Raw genomic sequence first — 5,284 nt, forward strand, 5'->3', positions numbered from 1 at the left:
ACTTCTCCTAATTATTTAAGTGAAATAACAGATTTAACCCACTACCACCGTTTTGTTACGCATGGTCGCTTGATGAATTTCTAGGAAACTTCAGTTTATTATTGATCAGCTATTAAATCAAAAATACCCCCCCCCCCATATTGCCGAAGACATCTATAATTTAGTTAACCATTACACAAGCAAGCTAATTTTCATCGAAAATTTAAATCACTCTATGTCATTTCTCAATTCAGAAAAAATTGTCTTAGTCAGCGGAAACTCTGGAAAAATAAAAGAAATACAAACAATTTTGAGTACTAGCTCTATTGTTCCTCAGCAACAGTTTAATATTCAGGAAGCCGAAGAAACTGGCAGTACCTTTATAGAAAATGCCATTATCAAGGCAAGAAATGCTGCACTACATAGCAATTTACCGGCGATTGCAGATGATTCCGGACTGATTGTCGATGCTTTAAAAGGTGCTCCAGGTGTTATTTCAGCTCGTTATGCGGGCGCACAAGCAACCGATCAGGAAAACCTGCAAAAATTACTTGATGACATGGTGGATATTCCAGAATCGCAACGTAGCGCACAGTTTGTCTGCGTTATTGTGCTAATGCGCCATGCAAATGATCCCTTTCCGCTAATTAGCCAGGGAAGCTGGGAGGAAGCATTTTAAATCACACCCGAGGCTCTAACGGCTTTGGTTATGACCCTGTATTCTGGTTAGCTGCTGAGAACTGCAGTTCAGCCGAATTATCTGCACAAAGGAAAAACCAGTTGAGCCATCGCGGCCAGGCATTACGTCAGTTAGCCGGGTTTTTATAGAACCAGTTAGCAAATAAATGCTTTACCTTCAGGATGTAATATAAAACCCGCTACACTCAACTATCAGCAAACAAGATATCACCACGCAGAACACAGTATCTTTTTTCAGAATTAACGCAGTAGCTTTCACACATACGATTATGCATATTCGTTTACTACTTTTTTTTGCCTATAGTCTTAAAACATCAACTCGCTATCAAAAAACCAAAACTTTTTTCTATGCTTTATTAGAAAACCCTCAGAGCAAACTAAAATCCTGCTTTGATGTGTTTATGATTATTCTAGTGATAAGTAGTGTATTTTCACTAATTTATGAAGTTCAAAATGAAGTGGGCGATTGGGCTATTTATTTTGAGAGATTTGTGGTTTTTATTTTTATCTGCGAATATCTACTACGTGGCTGGTTATACTCTGACACTCACAATTTAATTATTAAACAATATGAAAATAGCGAATATTTAGACACCCCTTTTCGCTTATATAAAGTTTTCACAGTGATTATTAGCAGCTGAAGTTTCCCAATTATTGAGTAGCTGAAATACACAATGCTGGTGTATCGAGGTTTATTTTAGGTGGTTTTGCCATGTTTATAGCAAACCCCTACTTAATTCCCCTTAGGCAATAGCATTTGAAACGAATGAAAAGACTATTTTTTTCATATAGTTGTAGCATAGTTTCAATTTTACCATAAATAATTATTGGGAAACTTCAGTTAGCAGTAAACTCAGCTACATCTTTTCACCCAGCGCAATAATTGATCTTTTAGCAATTTTACCAGGCTATAGACCTCTGCGTATCCTACGTGTTTTTCTTATTTTTCGGCTTTTTAAACTACTGCGTTATTCGCAAAGTACACAAATGTTTCTGGGCGTATTAAGTAGCAAACGTTTTGAATTAACAACCCTGGCATTTTTAATGAGCTTTTTGATTTTCATTGCTAGCACAGCAATTTATATGTTTGAAAATCAAAATGTGGGTGGTCAGATCTCTGACCTCTATGATGCTTTTTATTGGGCTGTTGTAACCATTTCCACTGTTGGCTATGGCGATATAACTCCTGTGACTACGGGAGGCCGCTTAGTCACTACAGCACTAATTATTTCTGGATTAGGTATGCTCGCCTTTTTCACATCCATCATCGTCGCCGCTTTTAATGAGAAAATGAGTGAGTTCCAGGATGATCGTTTAAAAGCAAGTATAGAAAAATGTACACAGTCAACTATCCTTTGTGGCTTTGGTCGTGTCGGGCAAGAAATCGCTAGCCAGTTACACGCTAATAAACTGAATTTTGTGGTCATAGACATAGATGAACAGCACATCGCTTTAGCTCAAAAAAAGGAATATATCGCCTTACATGATGATGCCAGTAAAAATACCACATTAGAACAGGCAGGTATTAACCATGGAGCTAAAACTGTTTTATGCACTACCGGTGATGATGTCACTAATGTTTACATTACCCTGACCAGCCGTTATTTAAACCCTGACATTACCATTATTTCCCGTGCCAACCGCGAGGATAATGTAAAAAAGTTTTATCAGGCCGGAGCTAATTATCTGGTTCAACCTTATACTTCAGCTGGACTTCTTGCTGCTGAATATATAGGCCAACCCGTTGCATTTGAGGCGATTCATGGCATTCTTCATGATGATAAAGATGTCAAAATTGAAGCCATTACTATCTCCCAAAATTGTTTCCTGGATGGCGTCTCGCTACAAAAAGCCTGCTTCAATCAGTATAAAGCACGCCTGATTGGAATCGTTAGTGACAACCCGATCCATGCTAAGCGCAGAAATCGATATAAACTGCATAATCAACATTTTTATTTTAACCCCGAATCCAGCTTTGTACTTCATAAGGGTGATATTCTTGTTCTTCTGGGTCGACAACTTAGCATTGAACATTTACAGGATTTAATAGAAACCAGTCGCTTACGGAGAAGGACGCCATGGACAATAAATTGATTGCTATCTTCGGCTACAACAGCATGTCATTTGAGCTAATTTCTCAACTCAGTGAAAAACAACATAACTTGCTTATTCTGGACGATGATCCTGAAAAAATAGAACTCGCCGAACAGAAGGGCCTGCCTGCACAACTTCTAGATTACCGTCAAGATGATGAGCTAGTTGATCTCGGAATAGGGTCTCAAGTAGCAACACTTTTTTGCTTTTTAGAGAAAGATTCAGAAAATGTATTTCTGACACTTTCTGCCCGGGCACTGGATCAACAGTTAAAAATTATCGCTGTCGTTAATCACCCTGACTCAGCCGAAAAGTTATTAGCTGCCGGAGCCAGTAAAATCATAGATCCCTACGAAATATGTAGTAACAAAGTCTATCAACTTCTGACTAAACCAAGTATTACCTGGGTACTGGATCAAGCTGTTTTTGGACGCGCTGATTTACATATGGCTGAAATCACCATTCCAGAACACTCTATTTTAGACAAAACTCTGACTAGCCAATTAAACTTAAATATGAAATATAACTTATTTTTAATCGGTGTAGTCGATAAAGAATTGGGAGACAAGTTATACTTCTCTCTCGGCGAGCAAGATCATAAACTCGATGTAGGCGATATTTTAGTCGTATTAGGTGCTAATCGGGATATCAGAAAATTTAAAAAAGACATAGGAGTGATTCAATGATTCAATTTAAAGCCAGAACCTGGTTTTTCCTCGGCTTCCTAAGCTGTTTTTCCATGCTAGCAGTAGGCGCATACTTTCAGTTTGTAGAAGAAATGGAGCCCTGCCCACTCTGCATCTCGCAACGCATCGCTATTTTAATCGCCGGGGTTACCTTTTTTATCGCCGCCGTGCATAACCCAGCTCAAAAGGGCATCCAACGTTATGCGATACTCGGTGCTATATTTGCACTGGCTGGTTCTGCTATTTCTGCTCGGCATGTCTGGCTACAGAATTTACCGGCCGATGAAGTACCTGAATGCAGTCCAGGCCTTAGTTATATTTTTGAAAATTTTCCGTTAACTGAGACATTGAAGTTAATGCTTAGCGGCACGGGCGAGTGCGCTGATGTTTTATGGACATTATTTGGGCTGAGCATTCCGGGCTGGACATTTCTTGCCTTTATAGGACTAGCAGCTTTAAGTTTATATCAATTAATCAATAAGGCTCAATAACATGCACTTAAAAATCTTTTTATTAGCACTGCTATTGCTTAGTTTTAATAGCAGTGCCGACTCGGGCTCGCGACAAAAAGCATTAGCGGCGAGCACCGTTCAACTCAGCATAAAAATAGAGATATTTATAGAAACCCTCAGTCTACCCTGGATTTTTTTGCCGTTGAACCCAGTATGACGGTAGTTGAAATATGGCCAGGTGGAAAAGCATGGTACACAGAAATTCTTGCTCCTTACTTAAAAGACCAAGGCTTACTTTATGCAGCTCATTTCGATGCCAATTCAACAGTTCCTTACTTTTCCAGAAACTTAGATAAATTTAAGCACAAATTAACAGCCAGTCCTGATATTTATGGCAAAGTAATTATTACTACTTTACAACCACCCGCACTATTAGAAATCGCACCTGAAAACTCTGCAGACCGCGTACTTACATTTCGTAATGTACATAACTGGATGAAGTCCGGCCAGGCCGAGCGGGTGTTTAATGCGATGTATAGAGCTTTGAAGGCGGGTGGTATCCTAGGTATTGTAGAGCATCGTAATGCTGCACAAATCCATCAAGACCCCAAAGCACTTTCTGGGTATGTGACTGAAGCCTATGTTATTCAACTTGCAGAACAGGCTGGCTTTAAACTATTAGCTAAATCTGAAATCAATGCCAACCCTAAAGACAGTCATACCCACCCCAACGGAGTCTGGTCATTACCCAATAGCATTCGCTTAAGCCATTACCCCCCTTCGGTTAAGAGCCCGCACGAATGCAATCGCATGAGAAATCACTTTACCCATTTCAAATCTACATTAGGCCGTCGATTCACACCCCCGCCATTTGTTCACAGGCTTTTTGGATTTCCTAATATAGGATCGACCCGGTCTGAGCTTTTGATGATTTCGTGAAATAGAGCTGACAATGTCATCCATCACTTTTTTGATACAGCGTGCCGGAACAAACATGATATCTTCCAGATGCCTCGACATGGTTGCCAGGCTATTTTTAAAGTTTGCCTGTATTGTTTGTTTCGGATCCATTTCGTCTGGTTGCAGATTTAACAGACTATTTAATAAGTTTTCAGATTCATTGGTACAGAGTCTACTCATGGTGATCAGTACAAAATGGGCAAACAATTCCTGTTTTACGGTACGCTCACTTCGGCCATGGAAGTCATCGACCACAATCATATTTTTACTGATTTTATACAGCTCTTCAATTCCCCAGCGGGCGTGATAGACCTCTTTTAATGCGTCAATCGTGTATCGTTCGTCAAGCAATGTTGTGCCGATACAGTAGGTCTTGCCCTCCAGTGTATATTTAATCAGTCTGATGGTGAGCGC

Annotated in this window: 6 protein-coding genes and 1 pseudogene; 6 read left to right on the forward strand and 1 reads right to left on the reverse strand. The window is 39.7% G+C overall.

Annotation, left to right across the window (positions count from 1 at the left end):
- Positions 1-214 precede the first annotated feature (214 nt).
- From rdgB to CDZ78_RS07110, 6 genes and pseudogenes are all read left to right on the forward strand, one after another.
- Positions 215-807 (forward strand): annotated as a pseudogene (gene rdgB / locus CDZ78_RS07085) (RdgB/HAM1 family non-canonical purine NTP pyrophosphatase).
- Between the two features lie 140 nt (positions 808-947).
- The gene (locus tag CDZ78_RS07090) at positions 948-1,319 is read left to right on the forward strand and encodes a hypothetical protein (protein WP_087869379.1); all 372 of its coding nucleotides are present in this window, start codon (positions 948-950) and stop codon (positions 1,317-1,319) included.
- Between the two features lie 220 nt (positions 1,320-1,539).
- Positions 1,540-2,772, forward strand: coding sequence for a potassium channel family protein (locus tag CDZ78_RS07095; RefSeq protein WP_373862451.1), 1,233 nt, complete (start codon positions 1,540-1,542; stop codon positions 2,770-2,772).
- Positions 2,757-3,458, forward strand: coding sequence for a potassium channel family protein (locus CDZ78_RS07100; RefSeq protein WP_087869381.1), 702 nt, complete (start codon positions 2,757-2,759; stop codon positions 3,456-3,458). The genes CDZ78_RS07095 and CDZ78_RS07100 overlap by 16 nt, the downstream gene beginning before the upstream one ends.
- A complete protein-coding gene (locus tag CDZ78_RS07105; RefSeq protein ID WP_087869382.1) occupies positions 3,455-3,949 on the forward strand; it encodes a disulfide bond formation protein B in 495 nt (164 codons plus the stop codon). Before CDZ78_RS07100 ends, CDZ78_RS07105 begins: the two co-directional genes overlap by 4 nt.
- A 174-nt stretch (positions 3,950-4,123) precedes the next feature.
- On the forward strand, positions 4,124-4,849 hold the full coding sequence (locus CDZ78_RS07110; protein ID WP_087869383.1) for a class I SAM-dependent methyltransferase: 726 nt from the start codon (positions 4,124-4,126) through the stop codon (positions 4,847-4,849).
- Here the strand turns inward: CDZ78_RS07110 and CDZ78_RS21785 are convergent.
- Positions 4,754-5,284, reverse strand: a 531-nt coding sequence (locus CDZ78_RS21785; protein WP_167374205.1) for a hypothetical protein, incomplete at its 5' end; no start/stop codon positions are given. The two genes, CDZ78_RS07110 and CDZ78_RS21785, sit on opposite strands and share 96 nt — an antisense overlap.

It is taken from the genome of Bathymodiolus platifrons methanotrophic gill symbiont (assembly GCF_002189065.1).
Taxonomy (GTDB): domain Bacteria; phylum Pseudomonadota; class Gammaproteobacteria; order Methylococcales; family Methylomonadaceae; genus Methyloprofundus.